General features: G+C 49.3%; 14 protein-coding genes and 2 pseudogenes. 9 read left to right on the top strand and 7 right to left on the bottom strand.

Going from position 1 to position 17,844, the window contains the following annotated elements:
* Window positions 1–2: 2 nt before the first annotated feature.
* The 7 genes and pseudogenes from uxaC to D9T21_RS05535 form a co-directional block, all read right to left on the bottom strand.
* Complete coding sequence (uxaC, locus tag D9T21_RS05565) at window positions 3–1,424, bottom strand: glucuronate isomerase (protein WP_123324094.1); 1,422 nt, start codon at window positions 1,422–1,424, stop codon at window positions 3–5.
* Between the two features lie 13 nt (window positions 1,425–1,437).
* Window positions 1,438–2,925 carry a UxaA family hydrolase gene (locus tag D9T21_RS05560; protein ID WP_123324093.1) on the bottom strand — a complete coding sequence of 496 codons (1,488 nt, stop codon included), beginning with the start codon at window positions 2,923–2,925 and terminating at the stop codon, window positions 1,438–1,440.
* Between the two features lie 108 nt (window positions 2,926–3,033).
* On the bottom strand, window positions 3,034–4,059 hold the full coding sequence (locus tag D9T21_RS05555) for a LacI family DNA-binding transcriptional regulator (protein ID WP_105933113.1): 1,026 nt from the start codon (window positions 4,057–4,059) through the stop codon (window positions 3,034–3,036).
* A 120-nt stretch (window positions 4,060–4,179) separates the two neighbouring features.
* Window positions 4,180–5,341, bottom strand: a pseudogene (locus D9T21_RS05550) (TRAP transporter large permease).
* Window positions 5,341–5,829 carry a TRAP transporter small permease gene (locus tag D9T21_RS05545; protein ID WP_123324092.1) on the bottom strand — a complete coding sequence of 163 codons (489 nt, stop codon included), beginning with the start codon at window positions 5,827–5,829 and terminating at the stop codon, window positions 5,341–5,343. Before D9T21_RS05545 ends, D9T21_RS05550 begins: the two are co-directional and overlap by 1 nt.
* 1 nt (window position 5,830) lies before the next feature.
* A pseudogene (locus tag D9T21_RS05540) lies at window positions 5,831–6,501 on the bottom strand (TRAP transporter substrate-binding protein); the annotation flags it as partial.
* Between the two features lie 71 nt (window positions 6,502–6,572).
* Window positions 6,573–7,055, bottom strand: a complete 483-nt coding sequence (locus D9T21_RS05535; protein ID WP_105933111.1) for an FxsA family protein — start codon at window positions 7,053–7,055, stop codon at window positions 6,573–6,575.
* A gap of 186 nt (window positions 7,056–7,241) precedes the next feature.
* On the opposite strand from D9T21_RS05535, the gene cutA reads away from it, so the two are divergent.
* From cutA to D9T21_RS05490, 9 genes are all read left to right on the top strand, one after another.
* Entirely contained in the window at window positions 7,242–7,583 is a 342-nt protein-coding gene (gene cutA, locus D9T21_RS05530) for a divalent-cation tolerance protein CutA (RefSeq protein WP_105933110.1), read from the top strand.
* A gap of 4 nt (window positions 7,584–7,587) precedes the next feature.
* Window positions 7,588–9,426, top strand: a complete 1,839-nt coding sequence (locus tag D9T21_RS05525) for a protein-disulfide reductase DsbD (protein ID WP_123324090.1) — start codon at window positions 7,588–7,590, stop codon at window positions 9,424–9,426.
* Between the two features lie 193 nt (window positions 9,427–9,619).
* Complete coding sequence (locus D9T21_RS05520) at window positions 9,620–10,774, top strand: methyl-accepting chemotaxis protein (protein ID WP_123324089.1); 1,155 nt, start codon at window positions 9,620–9,622, stop codon at window positions 10,772–10,774.
* Between the two features lie 10 nt (window positions 10,775–10,784).
* On the top strand, window positions 10,785–11,069 hold the full coding sequence (locus D9T21_RS05515) for an STAS domain-containing protein (protein ID WP_123324088.1): 285 nt from the start codon (window positions 10,785–10,787) through the stop codon (window positions 11,067–11,069).
* Between the two features lie 8 nt (window positions 11,070–11,077).
* Window positions 11,078–12,757 carry an ATP-binding SpoIIE family protein phosphatase gene (locus tag D9T21_RS05510; protein ID WP_123324087.1) on the top strand — a complete coding sequence of 560 codons (1,680 nt, stop codon included), beginning with the start codon at window positions 11,078–11,080 and terminating at the stop codon, window positions 12,755–12,757.
* A gap of 7 nt (window positions 12,758–12,764) precedes the next feature.
* Window positions 12,765–13,130, top strand: a complete 366-nt coding sequence (locus tag D9T21_RS05505) for a response regulator (RefSeq protein ID WP_105933105.1) — start codon at window positions 12,765–12,767, stop codon at window positions 13,128–13,130.
* A gap of 6 nt (window positions 13,131–13,136) precedes the next feature.
* Window positions 13,137–15,149, top strand: a complete 2,013-nt coding sequence (locus tag D9T21_RS05500; protein WP_123324086.1) for a chemotaxis protein CheA — start codon at window positions 13,137–13,139, stop codon at window positions 15,147–15,149.
* A complete protein-coding gene (locus D9T21_RS05495) occupies window positions 15,149–15,667 on the top strand; it encodes a chemotaxis protein CheW (protein WP_105933103.1) in 519 nt (172 codons plus the stop codon). The genes D9T21_RS05500 and D9T21_RS05495 overlap by 1 nt, the downstream gene beginning before the upstream one ends.
* Window positions 15,664–17,832 (top strand): methyl-accepting chemotaxis protein, encoded by a 2,169-nt coding sequence (locus tag D9T21_RS05490; protein WP_123324085.1) that lies wholly within the window; start codon window positions 15,664–15,666, stop codon window positions 17,830–17,832. The genes D9T21_RS05495 and D9T21_RS05490 overlap by 4 nt, the downstream gene beginning before the upstream one ends.
* Window positions 17,833–17,844 lie beyond the last annotated feature (12 nt).

Here is a 17,844-nt window from a genome sequence, read left to right as displayed (position 1 = left end):
GATTATGCCTGCCCCAGTTTGTAAGCTTTCTTCGCCAGATCGTAAGACAGCTGTTTAATCAGGCTGCCAGCTTCTTCTTCACTGATTCGATGTTCCACCACCATATTGGCCAGGAACCGGCAATCAATTCGGCGGGCTACGTCGTGGCGAGCCGGAATCGACAGGAAGGCGCGGGTGTCATCGTTAAAGCCAACGGTATTAAATAAACCGGCAGTTTCGGTTACCTGATGGCGATAACGCAGCATGCCTTCCGGGCTATCGTGGAACCACCAGGCCGGGCCCAGTTTGAGGCACGGATAATGACCAGCCAGCGGCGCCAGCTCACGGGAATAGACGGTTTCATCAAGCGTAAACAAAATGATGTTCAGGCGCGGATCGTTGCCATATTTATCCAGTAGCGGTTTTAAGGCGTTGACGTATTCGGTTTGCAGCGGAATGTCTGCGCCTTTGTCGCGGCCGAATTTGGTAAACACATCGTTATTGTGATTACGGAATGCGCCCGGATGGATTTGCATAACCATTCCATCTTCAATACTCATACCCGCTAATTCGGTAAGCATTTGAGCGCGGAATAACTCCTGATCAGCTTCGCTGGCTTTGCCGCTCAGGCATTTGCTGAATAAAGCCTGACAATCAGCCTTCGACAGATCTGCGGTACGGGCAGTTGGGTGGCCGTGATCGGTGGCTGTGGCACCGTGCTCGCGGAATACCGCGCGGCGCTGACGAATAGCGGCCAGGTAACCTTCCCAGTCGGTGGTATTCTCGCCGGTAATTTCACCGAGCAGTTCGATATTTTGAGCAAAGTTTTCAAGGGAAGCATCTACCACATCATCCGGGCGGAAAGATGTGATAACACGCTTATCCCAACCGGTGCCTTTTAATGCCCGGTGGTGCTCAAGGTTATCCAGCGCGCCTTCGGTGGTAGCAATCAGTTCTATATTAAAGCGGTCCATCAGAGCCCGTGGCTTGTAAACGTCTTTGCCCAGCTCTGCGGTAATAAAATGGTAATACTCCATGGCGTTTTCGCTGCACAGCATGTCGGTTAAACCAAATACGTTCTTAAATACCGTATCCAGCCACATTCTGGATGGCGTGCCGGCAAACAGATAATAATGGTCAGCAAAAATCTGCCAGATTTTCTGTGGGTCACCCTCGGTTGGACCACCATCCCAGCGACGAATGCCCAGATTTTCCAGCGAAACGCCCTGACTGTAGAGCATTCTGAACACATAATGATCGGGTAAAATAAACAGCTCGGTGGCATTGCCAAAATTTTCATCATAAGCAAACCAGCGCGGATCGGTGTGGCCGTGGGGGCTGATAATAGGCAAGTCTTTGACTGTTTGATACAGCGAGCGAGCGACAGAGCGTGTTGCTTCGTCGGCCGGAAACAGTCTGTCTTCGTGTAATAGTATTGGTTTCATATCAGTCTCTTTGTTACAGGGTTACGCCACGTTTCCAGATCGCTATCTCGTGACTGCCATTTTTCTCGTTGCAGGTTTTCTCGCCCGAAGCAATATTCAGGCATTGCTGATACAGCTGAGCAGCACAGTCATCAATACTGGTGCCCTGCAATATCTGGCCTGCATTAAAATCTATCCAGTGTGGCTTCTTATGAGCTATTTCACTGTTAGATGAGATTTTCACTGTGGGTACAGGAAAGCCGAGCGGGGTACCCCGGCCGGTGGTGAATGAAATAATGTGCGCGCCGCTGGCGGCAAGTGCGGTGGAACTTACCGCATCATTGCCCGGTGCCTGGAGTAGATTGAGGCCTTTCTTGAACAAAGGTTCGCCGTACTGCAATACGCCGTTAACCGGTGCCTGACCGCCTTTTTGCACCGCGCCCAGCGACTTCTCTTCCAGCGTGGTAAGCCCGCCGGCCTTATTACCCGGCGACGGATTTTCATAAATAGGCTGGTTGTTATCAATAAAGTACTGTTTAAATTCGTTTACCAGTTCAACAATTTCACAAAATACAGCCTGACTGGTCGCCCGGTTCATGAGTAACTGCTCGGCACCGAACATTTCCGGGGTTTCCGTTTGCAGCACACTGCCGTTCTGTTTAACCAGTAAATCGGTCATGCGACCCACCAGCGGGTTGGCGGTAATGCCACTAAACGCATCACTCCCGCCACACTTCACTCCCAGTACCAACTCGCTGCCATCAATAGGTTCCCGGGTACACTTGCCAACATCTGCCAGCATTTCATGAATAAGGCGGATGCCTTCCTCAATTTCGTCTCCCACCTGCTGGGAATTAAAATAGCGGATTTGCGAGGCCGGGCGGTCGACTTTTTCCAGCAAATTAGACAGCTGATTGTTTTCACAACCGAGCCCGACAATTAGCACCGCGCCCGCATTGGGGTGCGACGCCAATGAGGCAAGTATGGTTTGGGTATCATGCAGATCATCGCCCAGCTGGGAGCAGCCAAACGGATGGGTGAATGAACGAAAACCATCGCATTCACCAAAGAAACGGCGATCGCACTCTGCGGCGATGCGCTCAGCAGTGCGGTTTACACAGCCTACGGTATTGATGATCCAGACTTCGTTGCGGATCCCAACCTTACCATTTGCCCGGCGATAGCCCATAAAGCTGGCCTGAGATGGCTTGGTAACCGGTTGGCGCACAGCAACCGGTTCATACTGATAATTTTCCTGACCACTTAATGCCGTTTTTAAATTATGGCTGTGAACATGATCACCACGTTTGATATCAGCCTGCGCAATGCCGATGGCAAAACCATATTTCACCACTTTTTCGCCGGCGGCAATGTCACTCAGGGCAACTTTATGGCCCGCAGGAGTATCGCTGGCAAGAGTCACCGATAAAGCGTCTACGATCGTGCCGGCAGACAGCGCCATGGTCGACACAGCTACGTTATCGTTTGGATGCACTTGTATAAGCTTGGTTTGATCGGCCATAAAATCTCTAAACGTTTATTCCAGTTGTTGATTAAATTACCACACTTTTAACATTAATGCCACCGGTGGCAAATTACGTTAAAGCAGATTTTCTTTATTTTTTATCTGCTATGGTTTGGTTGCTTTGCGTGTTGACTCACGAATAATAAGGTGTGGCTTAATAGTGTATTCTTCCACACCTTCAGCCGGCTTATTCTCTATCAGCGCGACAATCTTTTTCGCGGCAATACCTGCCATGGCAACCACCGGACGCTGCACTGTAGTGAGTGATGGGATCACCCGCGACGCCAGTAAGTTATCATCAAAGCCGGCAACCGATAACTCGCCGGGGACATCGATACCCAGTTCATGCGCCACTTTGAGTACACCAGCGGCCATTTCATCGTTATTGGCCACAATCACCTGCGGCCGCGGCGTTTGGATCAGTAATGCCCGGGCACACTCAATACCGCTCTCATAACTGTTTTTGCCTTCAATAATCCGTTCTGCAGGAATGTTTAAGCCCAGTTCCTGAAGTGTGTTAGTAATCCCTTCCAGACGCTCTACGGTAGAATAGTAATGGTTTGGACCACTAATAATCGCGATGTCCTTGTGCCCTAACGACACCAGGTAGCGCGCCATATCACTCAACGCCGCACGGTCGTCTGACACCACAATATTGGCTTTATCGTCGATATCCACCGACGTCAGCCTGACATAGTTAATGCCATGATTTTCCAGCGCTGTGGCCAGTTCGTTTGATTCCGACACCGGCGGCAGCACTATCACGCCGTCAATGTTTGAGCGTCGGACGAAGCCAACACAATTACTGATAAAATCATCACTGCGATAATTACAGGGATGAACAACCAGCTCGTAGCCTTTTTTCGAACAAACATCGAGTACACCACGTTGTACCTGGTCGATATAGAGTGCATCCGGGTTATCGTAAATCAAACCAATCAGATAAGAACGGCTGGCAGCCAGGCCCCGGGCCTGTTTATCCGGCGAAAAGCCCAGCTCATCCACCACCTGTTGAATTTTTTCCCGGGTAGCGGCGCCAACATTTGAGGCCCCATTGATAACCCGGGAGACGGTGCGCTTGGACACCCCGGCTATACGTGCCACATCATTGATGGTTGGCTTCTTATCCATGCAGAGTACTCTTTATTTTTGTTTTTTATTCATCAGTCTGAGTTTACCGTTAACCGGTTTGTTAGGCTACTCTCAGCACTTTCGGGTTATTCGTTGATTTCCAAACCAGCAGCCGGGGTTTTATACCCCGAACAGTGGTGCCGGTAATGCCTCACTAAACCAGGCCACATAGGTTATCAGCATCAGCACCACAAACATCGCAACATAGAGTGGCAGCAACGGCCGGATAATTTTATCCAGGCGTGTTTTGGCAATGGCACAGGTAATAAACAGCACAGCCCCAACAGGCGGTGAGCACAAACCAATCGACAGGTTTAATACAATCATAATACCAAACTGCAGCGGTGACATGCCCAGTTCCGCCGCCACCGGCAGGAATGTTGGCGTATTACAGCATACAAGACATTGCCGTAGAAGCACCGATAAGCAGCATGACAATAGCGGTAGTTTCGGCCGATTTCAGCAGTATATCCGGCAGTTGTTTGGGTTTTACTTCGCGGTAAACACCCACCGCCAGGATCAGTGAATAAACCACCGCGATGGCGCCGGCTTCAGTGGCGGTAAAGATACCACCCACAATTCCGCCAATAACCAGAAAGATTAAAAACAAGCTGGGTATTGCAGCGGCAACCTGCTGCACCACCAGTATCATTGGCAGGCGATCAGCCGTTGCATAACCTTTGCGCTTGGCATGAACAAAGCACACCATCATCAGCGCCAGCCCTACCATCACGCCTGGTAGATAACCGGCCATAAACAGCGCCGCGATAGATACACCGCCGCTGGCAATGGCATAAACAATCAGAATGTTACTGGGTGGGATCAGCATACCTGTAGTCGAGGCAGCAGCGGTAACCGCCGCGCTGAAGTTCTCGTCGTAACCCTGCTTTTTCATTTCCGGCAGCATAAAGCTACCAATGGCAGACGTAGTGGCCACGGCTGAGCCTGAAATAGCCCCAAACAGCATGCAGGACACAACGTTAACCAACGCCAGACCACCAGGCAGCGATCCTATCAGCGCCAGCGCGCAGTTTATAAGGCGCTTGGCTATACCACCACGCCCCATAATCATCCCGGATAATATAAAGAACGGAATGGCCAGCAAGGCAAAGCTGTCCAGTCCACCAGCCATTCGCTGAGCAATGGTAGTGACTGCCGGCGTAAAATCTATGCTCATCAACATGGCAGCCATGGTGGCAATCCCGATGCTGAATGAAATGGGTACGTTAAGGACCAGCAGTAAAAAGAAAGTGACTGCCAGCACTAGTGCGGTGTAATCCATTATAGCGCTCCTTCTTCGTCGGCCAGCCACAGGTTATGGATATTAATTAGCCCGTAGCAAATGAGCAGGATCCCGGACAGCGGCAACACCACATACACATACCCCATCCGAATACCCAGGGCTGCGGAGATTTGCTCCAGTTCCAGCGTTAGTGATACCAACTGGCTGCCGCCAAATAACAGGGTGGCAGCACAAAAAATGATAACCAGCAATTCAACCAGAGTGAGTATGTACTTACGAGCATGCTCAGACTGTTTCTTTACAACCAGATTAAAACCCAGATGGACTTTTTGCCGGTAGGCAAATGCTGCACCGAGCAGGCCAATACAAATCAGCAGAAAACGGGATAATTCTTCGGTTACTGAAGCCGGATCCTGCATGATGTAACGGGAGATAACCTGCCAAACCACGGTCAGCAAAATGAGCGCCATTGCCAGCATCAGGGTGCCGGCCACGAGTTGATCAATGAGTCGTATAACCTTGCGCATACTACATGGCCTTAATTTGAGAAATGAGATCGCCGACGGGAGTGCCGCGCAGACTATCGTGAAAGGGTTTTACCGCTTCAACGAAAGGCTTTTTATCCGGATAGATCACTTCCACACCATCAGCTTTGACCTTTGCCAGTGAATCAAGCGTAGATTCCTGCCAGGCCTGGCGCTGAAAAATTACTGAGTCCTGCATAGCCTTATCCACCCATTCCTGTTGCTGGTCGGTGAGGTTTTCCATACCCGCAATGACATCAGCATCACGTCGGGCACTGACGTGTGCTCATCCAGCGAGTAGTAACGGGCAATTTCATAATGACGAGACAGGTAGTAACTGGGCGGGTTGTTTTTTGCGCCATCCACCACGCCTTGTTGTAACGCAGTGTAGAGCTCGCCCCAGGCTACCGGCGTAGCAGCACCGCCCAGCTCACGAACAGTACGTACTGCAGTAGGGCTGTTAAGTACTCGAATTTTCATACCGGCTAAGTCAGCCGGTGTTCTGACCGGCTTGTTATTGGTGTAAAAACTGCGACTGCCAGCGTCATAATAGGCCAGACCTTTAAGTCTGAATGGCTCAACACCAGCCAGCAGCCCTTGCCCGACCTCGCTGTTAAGCACTTTCCAGAAATGGTCGTTGTCGCGAAAAATGTAGGGAATACTGAAGATGTTCATGGAAGCCAAACTGGCGACTCTTGAAGCATCACCTAAGCAAAAGTGTTAACCGGAAAGCACAGCGTCTGAGGTTATTTCAGGCGCTTATCCGGATCGTTTTCAGACTTATCAGTATACTCACCCTCGATAGTATCGCCATCATCGTGAGCCGAAGGGCGGCTGCTGTACTGATAAGTTGACTGCTGCGAAGCATTAAACGTACGCACCGTAAGATGACTGGCCGCTCTGCTGGCAATAAATTTGCGGGAAAATGGCAGCGCAAAAGCAAAACCGACGATATCGGTAATAAAACCCGGAGTAACTAACAGTACGCCGGCAATCACCAGCAACATACCTTCCATCATTTCTTTGCCCGGCACCTGATTCTGCGCCAGTTTCGCTTGTGCGGTCTGTAATGTTGAGATGCCTTCCTGACGAACCAGATAAGCTCCCACAAAAGCGGTGACTACGATTAGCCCAACCGTATTCCAGCCACCGATTAAGTCACCCACCTGCAGCAACAGCGAAATTTCAGCGATTGGCATGACAATGAAAAGTAATAATAAAAAGCGCAAAGTACGTTTCCTGTTGCATTCTTAAGTTTCAGTTAATTAAGATGGGGCACAATTATATAAACCCAAGTCATCGTATCGTAAGTTTATCGCGTACTAACGATGATTGACTTGTCATAGACCCGATTTGCTCGGTAAAGTGCCGGCAAGTCGGACAAGTTGAATAATAATTGGGATAAACCCGGTCCTATGAAAACTATGACAGACCTTTGCATCGTATATTGCACTACGGATTCGCGGCAAAACGCAGAAACCATTGCCAATCAGTTGCTGGAGCAAAATCTTGCTGCTTGCGTGCAGATAATGCCGGGGATGACCTCGGTTTATCGCTGGGATAATCAGGTGACGCAGGAACAGGAATACCAGATCCTCATTAAAACCCACCAGCACAAGATTGCACAAGCAGAGCAACTGGTGAAAGCACTTCACAACTACGACGTGCCGCAGTGGGTTGCCGTGCCGGCTTGTGCAGCGAGCGAGGCTTATAACTCCTGGGTAGAACAGGAATTAAACATTAATAAGAGGAAGTAATTCGGTGAATCAGTCCCGGCTAGCAGTAATCACCCTGACATTTTTTGCCCTGTTATTCACAACGGTGGCTTCGGCCCAGTTAAGTAACAATAACATGGACGATCTGTTCAGTGACGAACCGTCATTTCTCCCGGTAGAAGAAGCCTTTGTTTTTGACTTTTCACAAAAAGGCGACTCCCTGGTAGTACGCTTTGATATCGCAGACGGCTATTACCTGTACAAAAAGCAATTTAAGGTGTCGACCAAAAATGCCACACTGGGCGAACCGGCCTTCCCCCCGGCTGAACAGATTGAAGATGAATTCTTTGGCATTTCCGACGTGTTTTATAACACGGTGTCGTTCAGTTACCCCATTACCGAAACCGTGCAGGATGGCGTGGTTAAACTGCGCTACCAGGGCTGCGCCAGCGCCGGATTATGCTATCCACCCACCACCAAAGTGATTTACCTCAACGAAATTCAGGGTGCCAGCGTCACCGGTGAGTTAAGCGGTGGCGAAAAGCAAGCCTCTCAGAGCTCTGAGCAAACAGTCAGCGAGCAATACGATCTGGCTAACCTGCTGCAATCCGATGAAAACCTGCCTCTTACTCTGCTGCTGTTTTTAGCGCTGGGGATAGGACTGGCGTTTACGCCCTGTGTGTTCCCCATGTATCCCATCGTGTCGGGCATCGTTATTGGCCAGGGCAAAGACATTAAAATGTCCCGCGCGTTCACGCTCGCGTTTGTGTATGTGCAGGGCATGGCCATCATGTACTCATTGCTGGGCCTGGTGGTTGCCTCTGCCGGCGTGCAGTTTCAGGCATCGCTCCAGAGTCCGTATATCCTCGGCACCTTTATTGTGGTTTTTGTAGCGTTGGCCGCCGCCATGTTTGGTGCTTACGAGATTCAGTTACCCAGTAAGTGGCAGGAAAAAGTCAGTGGCATGAGCAACGCTCAGCAACGTGGCAGTCTTGTGGGTGTATTTGTAATGGGGATTTTGTCTGGCTTAATCGCCTCACCCTGCACGACTGCGCCACTCACCGGTGTGCTGATATTTATCGCTCAGAGCGGCGACATGACACTGGGCTTCCTTGCTCTTTACGCGCTGAGTCTGGGGATGGGAATTCCGCTGATTATCTTTGCCATGACCGGCGGTAAGTTACTGCCGAAAGCCGGTAACTGGATGAACATTATTAAAACCACCTTTGGCTTTATGTTGCTGGCCGTCGCAATTGTGTTTGTTGAACGACTGTGGAATTCAGACTACAGCATGCTGCTATGGTCGGCGCTTGGTCTGGGGGCTTTCAGCTACTATCAGGTGGTTAATCAGCCAAGCGCTGCTACCTTTGCCAAAGGCGTGCGAACACTAGTGATTTTCCTGGGTCTGTTTGTATCCGCGATGCTGGGCTATAACGCTTTGTTTGGCCAGAGCAGTGGGCACTACGAAACCGCCGGAACATCCGCCGGAGCAACCTCGCAGCCAGCTTCTCATCCAACCTTTATGGTAGTGAAAGACCTTGAGGATTTTGAACAAAAGCTTGCCGCCGCCAACGCAGAGGGTAAGTCAGTTATGGTTGATCTTTACGCGGACTGGTGTGTGGCCTGTAAAGAGTTTGAAAAATACACCTTTGTTGATCCGGCCGTTATTGACGCACTGAGTAACACCGTGTGGATGCAGATAGATTTAACCGACAACACGCCAACCAACCTGGCTTTTCAGGATGCCTTTGACGTGTTGGGATTACCCACTATTTTACTGTTCGACGAAGCTGGCAATGAGCTAACCAAAGCCCGGGTAACGGGTTTTATGAAGGCGGACCCCTTTGCGCAACATGTAACAAAGGCATTAAATAAAAATCAATAACTTAACATTCAAATTTATGTTTAAGCAATTTAGATTAAACGTGATTTACCTTAATCTATATTAGAAAAACCTATTAATCATCAATTAGTTGCAACTACTCACAAAGGTAGTTGCAACACTTTCAATACTTCCCTACAGTAGCACCATATATGTACTACAATTCATAGCGTTAGCCTGTGGATTAGAGAAAGTCATGAATAAATATTTTGTTGTAGGGATAGCAACAGTCGTTGCTCTGATTCTCGCTCATTTTGTTTCCGGCGTAGTTGGAGTGCTCATTCTTGCCGCGGCGGTATTCGCATACGAGTATCTGGCGCCAGCCTCACCAGCAAGTAGTGATAATGCACCACAAACCGCGTCATCTGCGCCAGCTACCACCGCAAGTCCGCTTGCGGCAGAGCCCGCACTAAACAGTGTTGCACAAACATCAACGGAAGTGCTGGCCGATTGTGAGTCGAGCCTGGCCAATATCATTTCCACCCACAACGACGCAGTGGATACGCTTAGCACCAGCTTTATTGGCCTGCGTGGCCTGGTGGATCAGCAAAGCAATACCATTTTGCAGTTAATCAAAGCCGACGACGAAAGCGATGAATTGTACAGCGATCGAATGCGCAGTTTTGCAGAGCGAACCGGCGTAACCCTTGACCGCTTTATCCAGAGTACCGTGGATATGTCGGCCGGGATCATGGAAATCCTCGAGCAAATTACCGCCATTAACGACACCGTACCGTCGGTTATTCAGGCGCTGAAAGATATCGACAGTATTGCAGCACAAACTAATTTGCTGGCGCTGAACGCGGCTATTGAGGCTGCCCGTGCAGGAGAACATGGTCGTGGTTTTGCCGTAGTGGCAGATGAAGTACGCAGCTTATCCAATCGCTCCGCTCAGTTTAGCGAATCGATTCAAACCCAGATTAACAGCATCAATGACAAAATTTCCTCATTGAGCGACCGAATCGGCGTACTGGCTGCCTATGATGTAAGTTATGTTATTGAAGCCAAAAAAGATATTAATCAGGCGCTGGAGCGGATAATTGTTAAGGCCGAACATGATCAAAATATCACGTCTGGCCTCCATGACCTGTCGATTCAGTTAAACTCAGCGCTGGATAATGCCACCCGCAGTCTGCAATTCGGCGACATTAACCGTCAGTATATTGAATACACCATCGGCACCGTTACTCTGCTTAACATGAACCTTGCCGATCTGATGGACGATACTCACCGCCAGGCGTTTTTAAATGACCCGGAACAATTCCAGCAAAAAGTAAAATCAGAGTGGGCGGCACTGCATAACCCCGTATCATCTTCTTCTGTAGAAGCAGGTGAGATTGAATTGTTTTAACGGAGCATTAATGAATTCAACAATTTCAGTCCCGGAACGCTTTGACTTTAGTTTTCATAAGTCTTTTACCGAGCAATACAACCAGATTCTGGAAAACAACAAAGGCGGTCTGATTACTCTGGACTTTTCCAAAGTGCTTTATCTGGATAGTGCGGCACTTGGCATGGTGGTACTGCTGAAGAAGCGCGCTAAAGCCAATGGCTGCGATGTCGAGATCGCCAGCGCTAAAGGCACCGCTTTGGAAGTACTCGAAATAGCTAACTTCGATAAAATGGTTACCATCCGCAAAGGGTAAACGCCGCCATGAACTCACAAGAATTACCCAAACCAACAGAATCGGTACTGGTTGTCGACGACGATCCGATATTTTGTGAGTTGTTAGTTTCCGATTTAATGCTCAGGGGCGTAAAGGTTATCTCAGCCTTTTCACTTAAGGATGCCCGGGAAGTGCTTAAGAAGCACCACTTTGACGTGGTGATCCTTGATAATCACCTGCCTGATGGGCAGGGCACTGATTTATTATCCGCTTTTCAACAAATGGAACCGCCCCCCTATGTGATCATGGTATCCATTGACGACCAGCTGAATAGTATCAGTGACAGCTTCAGTCAGGGTGTGCACGACTACATTGTGAAGCCAGTCAGCATTGAATTGTTATGGGAAAAGATCCGTAACCTGCTGACGTTTAAACGTACCAGCCTGGATCTGGCCAATAAGTATCAGCTGTTACAGAAGTTACTCAGTGAAAAGGCGCAGGAAGAAAGCCTGGCCCAACACGTTTATCAGAACATGGCCAACAGCCAGTGTGACTTGCCGGATTTCGTTGCAGTGCGTAGCCGGCCAATGACGAACTTCAGCGGTGACACTATTTTTTCGCCACCCAATCCCTCCGGCAAGATCCAGGTTATTCTGGCAGATGCCATGGGACATGGCCTGGCAGCGGCGATTTGTATTATCCCCATCGTCACAACCGCTAAAGCCATGGCGAATAAAGGTAAAACTATCGATGAGATTTTTCACGAAATCAATCGTAAGCTGTATACCGAGATCCCGGATGACCGATTTGTTGCATTACTGGGTATTGAGATTTGCCCTTATTCCTCCACGGTAACTATCGTTAACGCCGGCCTGCCGGACGTTTTATGCTGTTGTAAGCAAGGTGAAGTAAAGCGATTCCGCTCGAAAGCCATGCCACTGGGTATCATGGAGCCCAATGAGTTCAGTATTCAACCTGAGCAAATCCCGCTGGAGGAAATTCAGCAACTGGCACTCTATACCGACGGTGTGATTGAACAAACCAACCCGGCCGGTGAAGCCTACTCATCAGCCAGATTAATCTCACAAGCCGAGCAACTGGCGGGAAATGACGAAAGTCTGATCCACATTATGGATGATTGCCTGCAGTTTGCTGAGGGCAATGCCATCGAAGATGACATTACGCTGTGCGTGATTAATGGCGAAGCACTGCGCAGTCAGCTACAAACACGCACCGAAGAAGAGCCAGTGAGTTTTGGTGAGATAGATTATCAGTTTTGCATTCGTGGCAAAGTCATCGCCAGTCTTGATGTGCTTAATCAGGCCATGAATATCATGCAAAATTCAGGGTTGCCCAGAGATCTGTGCCAAAAAGCGTTTACCGTGCTGGCCGAACTTATCAATAACGCCCTTGATCATGGCATCCTCCATTTAGACTCTAAGCTCAAAAATGACTTTGAAGGATTTGCTACCTACCTGGCATTGCGTGAAGAGCGTTTGAGCAGCCTGACAAATAATGACCAGTTAACCATACAAATTTACACAAATTCGACTACGTTTATAAAGATATCAGTGGAAGACTCCGGTTCGGGTTTTGCGCTGTCTGACAACTCTGCCGATCAGCAAGGTCTTAGCGGGCGAGGCCTCGGACTTGTTGAAGCAATCTGTCAGACAGTCGAGCGGAATGCCAAAGGCAATCGAACTACCATTTCCATAGCAAGGAATTAATACAGATATGAGCAAGAAAATACTAATTGTTGACGACTCTATGTCAATTCGTCAAATGGTAGAGGTTACCCTGCGAGGGGCCGGCTACAATGTGGATTCAGCCGAAGACGGGCAGGCCGCGCTGGATAAGTGTCAAACCACCCGTTATGACTTTGTGCTTACCGATCAGAATATGCCACGTATGGATGGTATTACGCTGATTAAGTCCCTGCGAGGCATGATGAGCTATCGTACCGTGCCCATCGTGGTGCTGACGACTGAAGCCGGCGATACACTGAAAAGCCAGGGCAAAGCGGCCGGCGCCACAGGATGGATGGTTAAACCCTTTGACCCGTCCAAATTACTGGCCATTGCTAAAAAACTGCTTGGGTAGTCGCACATGTCTGTCGATATGAACCAATTCCACACCGTGTTTTTTGAAGAGAGCCAGGAGCACCTTCAGACCATGGAGGAATTGTTGTTAAACATTTCTACAGACGACCCCGATGCGGAAGAGCTCAACAGCATATTTCGCGCCGCACATTCTATTAAAGGTGGCAGCGGTATTTTTGGCTTCGACGCCTTAACCGGCCTCACCCATGTGATGGAAACCATCCTGGATAAGGCCCGTAACCATGAGTTGGATTTAACCACCGACATTGTTGATGTGTTGCTGGCCACCACCGATACCCTCGGCGATATTCTGCAGGCATACCAGGACGAAAGTGAAATCAACTGGCAGCAGATAGAAGAAGGTAAGGCTGCGCTTGAAAGCATTTTGTCTGCAGAAGGCGATGAAAGTACAGACGCAGAACTGCCAGTTGCAGCTGACACCACAGAAGAAGATGACAGCTTCGGTTTCTTTGATGACGCACCCGGTCAGCCCGAAGCCGAAATGGCCGAAGAAGACGATGACGGCTTTGGCTTCTTTGACGACGCACCCGGTCAGCCTCAACAAGCCACAGACAGTGATGAGGAGGACGACGGTTTCGGCTTTTTCGACGATGCGCCAGGCCAACCAGAAGCAGAGGCAGCCGCAGCAGAAACCGGGCATGACGACAACGACGGCAGCTTTGGATTTTTCACCGAGCCCAAACCCGCTCAGCCAATTAAAGACGAAGACGCCTATGGTTTCTTCGAGCAGGAGAAATCCTCAGCAACACCAGCGGCTAAAGCGCCGGCAAAAGCAGCTAAATCACCGGCAAAACCGCCAGCCAAAGCTGCTACAAAGAACGATGCCGGCTCCATAAGGGTCGAGACCACAAAAATAGATACGGTGGTAAACCTGGTCGGCGAAATGGTGATTACTCAGTCCATTTTGTCGATGATCGGCGAAGATGTAGAAGGCAATACCGGCGAAAAACTGAATGGCGCCATTGGCGAATTGTCGCGCAACATTCGCGAAATTCAGGAAGCTGTCATGTCGATGCGAATGATCCCGGTGTCGTTTGTCTTTAACCGCTTTCCAAGACTGGTTAGGGATTTAGCGAAAACCCTGGATAAAAAAATTGACCTGATTATTGAAGGCGGCGAGACCGAGGTCGATAAGAGTATGATCGAGAAGCTCGCCGACCCGCTCACTCATTTGGTACGCAATAGTCTGGATCACGGCATAGAGCCGCTGGAGAAACGCCTGGCAGCAGGTAAACCAGAAACCGGCACGGTAGTGCTTAAAGCAGAGCAACGGGGCGGCAATATTCTGATTAGCATTCAGGATGATGGTGGCGGCCTGAATCGGGATAAGATTCTGGAAAAAGCCCTGTCTAACGGCCTCGATGTAGATCCTAAAATGCCAGATGAAGAAGTCTGGCAGTTGATTTTTGCGCCGGGCTTTTCCACTGCCGATGCGGTCACCGATGTGTCAGGCCGTGGTGTTGGCATGGATGTAGTGCGTAAAAATATTGAAGCGATTCAAGGCGGTATCGACATCGTATCGGTTGCCGGACAAGGCTCTACCTTTACCATAAAATTACCGCTTACGCTGGCGATTATTGATGGTATGTGTGTATCTGTGGGCAGTGAAACGTACATTATCCCGCTGCTGAATATCATTGAGTCGTTGCAACCGAAGCCAGAGCAAATTAAAACCCTGGCTAACGACACTATGTTATGGAGCCGCGATCAGTACTGGCCGCTCATATCATTGCGCGAGCAAATGCAAATAGACGAACCGGGTAAGCCAATTGAGAACTCAATTATTGTGCTGGTTGAGATCGGTAAGAAGCGCTACGGCATTATTGTCGATCAGTTGCTAGGCAAACAACAGGTGGTAATTAAGAGCCTGGAACGCCATTACAAGAAAGTAGAAGGCATATCCGGTGCAACCATCATGGGCGACGGCAAAGTGGCCATGATTATCGATGTTGACAACCTGATGAAAAATGAACAAATCAATCAAGTGGGGTTAGCCTGATGAATACCGTATCATCTCAGGACGCTGCCATCGCAGCAACTGGTGGTGCAAGCAAGGAATATCTGACATTCATGTTGGGTGAAGAGCAATACGGCCTGGCCATTATTCAGGTTAAGGAAATTCGTGGCTACGAACCGGTGACGAAAATTGCCAATGCCCCTGACTTTATCAAAGGCGTTATTAACCTGCGCGGCGATATTGTGCCTATCATCGATCTCCGCGTGAAGTTTAATGTCAGTGAAGCCACTTATAACGAATTTACCATTGTCATCATGCTTAACGTGCAGGACCGCATTGTAGGCATTGTGGTAGACAGCGTGTCAGACGTTATCAATGTCACCGAAGACGAAATTCACCCGCCTCCGGAGTTCGGCGTCGCTTTCGACAGCCGCTACCTGGACGGCCTGGCCAGCGTGGATGACGGACTTGTCATTCTGGTCAACATAGAACGACTGATTACCAGCAGGGAAATCGGCATTTTTGACAGCATGAATCAGCAAAACGAGGGCTCAGTATGAACTTGCGTAACCTTTTTGGGGGCCAGCCAGAACCACAAACGCCGGCATATTATGAAATTGCACTCAATGCCATTTCATCGGGTGTCATGGTGGCCGACAAAGATCGAAATATCATTTATGCAAACCCGGCGGTTTATAACCTGCTTAAAAGATATGAAGCTGATATTCGCACTGTGCTGCCACACTTCTCTGCTGACAACTTAGTGGGGCAGAACATTGACCAGTTCCACAAAGATCCAGGCCACCAACGCCGCATCCTGGCTGACTTACGGGCACCAATGTCCTCATCGATTGTAGTTGGCGATGTCAACTTTGATCTAAAGCTTACGCCGCTTCTCGACGCTCAGGGTAATCCCAACGGGGCGATGGTGGAGTGGGTAGATAAAACCGAATATAACCTCACATCAAATAAGCTCGGCGCACTGGACAGAAGTCAGGGTGTTATCGAGTTTCGTCCCAACGGCGAAATTCTTACAGCTAACGAGAACTTCCTGAACCTGATGGGTTACGACGAGCGCGAAATCGTTGGTAAGCACCATCGGATTTTCGTTGATAAAGAATATGCCAACTCTTCCGAATACAAAGAGCTGTGGGCAAAATTAAACCGTGGCGAATATGAGTCAGGGGAATTCTTGCGTTTCAACAGCCGCGGTGAAGAAGTATGGATTCAGGCATCCTACAATCCAGTACTCACCAGTAATGGTAAGGTTACACGAGTAATAAAATACGCCACTGATATTACCGAAGAAAAACGCAAAAACGCCTATTTTTCTGGTCAGATTAAAGCGATTAATCAGTCCCAGGCAGTTATTGAATTTGATCCAACCGGTAAAATCCTCGAAGCCAACGACAACTTCCTCAACACAATGGGTTACACCCTGGGCGAAATACAAGGCAAGCATCACAGCATGTTTGTTGATCCTTCGCTTCGTTCCAGTAACGAGTACCGCTTGTTCTGGGAACAGCTGGCAGATGGTCAGTTCCAAACTGGTGAATACAACCGCATTGGCAATGGCGGAAAGGACGTTTGGATCCAGGCCACTTACAGCCCCATCATTGATGACAACGGTAAAGTCTTCAGGGTAGTCAAATACGCCACAGACATCACTGGCAGAAAAATGGCTGTTAATGATATCTGTGAAGTTATGCTCGCGCTTTCCAAGGGTAGTCTCACCAGCCGCCTTGAACGGGAATATGAAGGTGAATTTGAACAGCTGGCGCAGTCGGTTAACGATTTTGTCGCCAATCTGTCGAGCATTATTCATGAGATTCGCTCAGGCTCTGAGACCATTAATAACGCCTCGGCCGAAATTGCCAAAGGGAATGCTGACCTGTCTTCCCGTACCGAGCAACAGGCATCCAGCCTGGAAGAAACGGCCTCCAGCATGGAAGAAATTACCAGTACGGTGCAGCTTAATGCCGACAATGCCAAGCAGGCCAACGGCCTGGCATCTGAGGCTTCACGTGTTGCCATTGACGGCGGCAAACTGATTGAGCAGGTGGTTGACACCATGGCGGACATCAACCAGTCTGCGAAGAAAATTGAAGACATCATTGGTGTTATCGATGGTATTGCCTTCCAGACCAACATATTAGCGCTTAACGCAGCAGTAGAAGCAGCACGTGCTGGCGAACAGGGTCGAGGCTTTGCCGTAGTGGCCTCAGAAGTTCGCACGCTGGCGCAGCGCTCGGCTAATGCAGCGAAGGATATTAAAGGTCTTATCTCTGACTCAGTAACGAAAGTGGAAAGCGGTAATGAACTGGTTAATCAGTCTGGTGCAACCATGAGTGAAATCGTCACCGCAATCCAGCGCGTTAACGACATTATGTCAGAGATTGCCTCGGCCTCCGCCGAACAAGCCAGCGGTATCGACGAAATCAATAAAGCCGTGGTACAGATGGACGAGATGACACAGCAAAATGCCGCCCTGGTTGAAGAAGCAGCCGCAGCAGCCGAGAGTATGAGCTCGCAGGCGTCACAACTTATATCAAGGGTTAACTTCTTCGATATTGGCGACAGTAGCGAGCATGCACCTGCGCCTGTAGCAGCCCAGGTACCAACTGCAAAGTCCAAACCCAGGGTTCCAGCAAAATCAATTGCCCCTCGAGCTCAACAATTTAGTGCCGCAGCACCAAATGATGATGATGAATGGGAAAGTTTTTAGTAAGGCGAATTG

This window comes from Marisediminitalea oceani (genome assembly GCF_003731635.1).
Classification (GTDB): Bacteria; Pseudomonadota; Gammaproteobacteria; order Enterobacterales; family Alteromonadaceae; genus Alteromonas; species Alteromonas oceani.
This window is presented reverse-complemented; position numbering and strand designations above follow the sequence as displayed.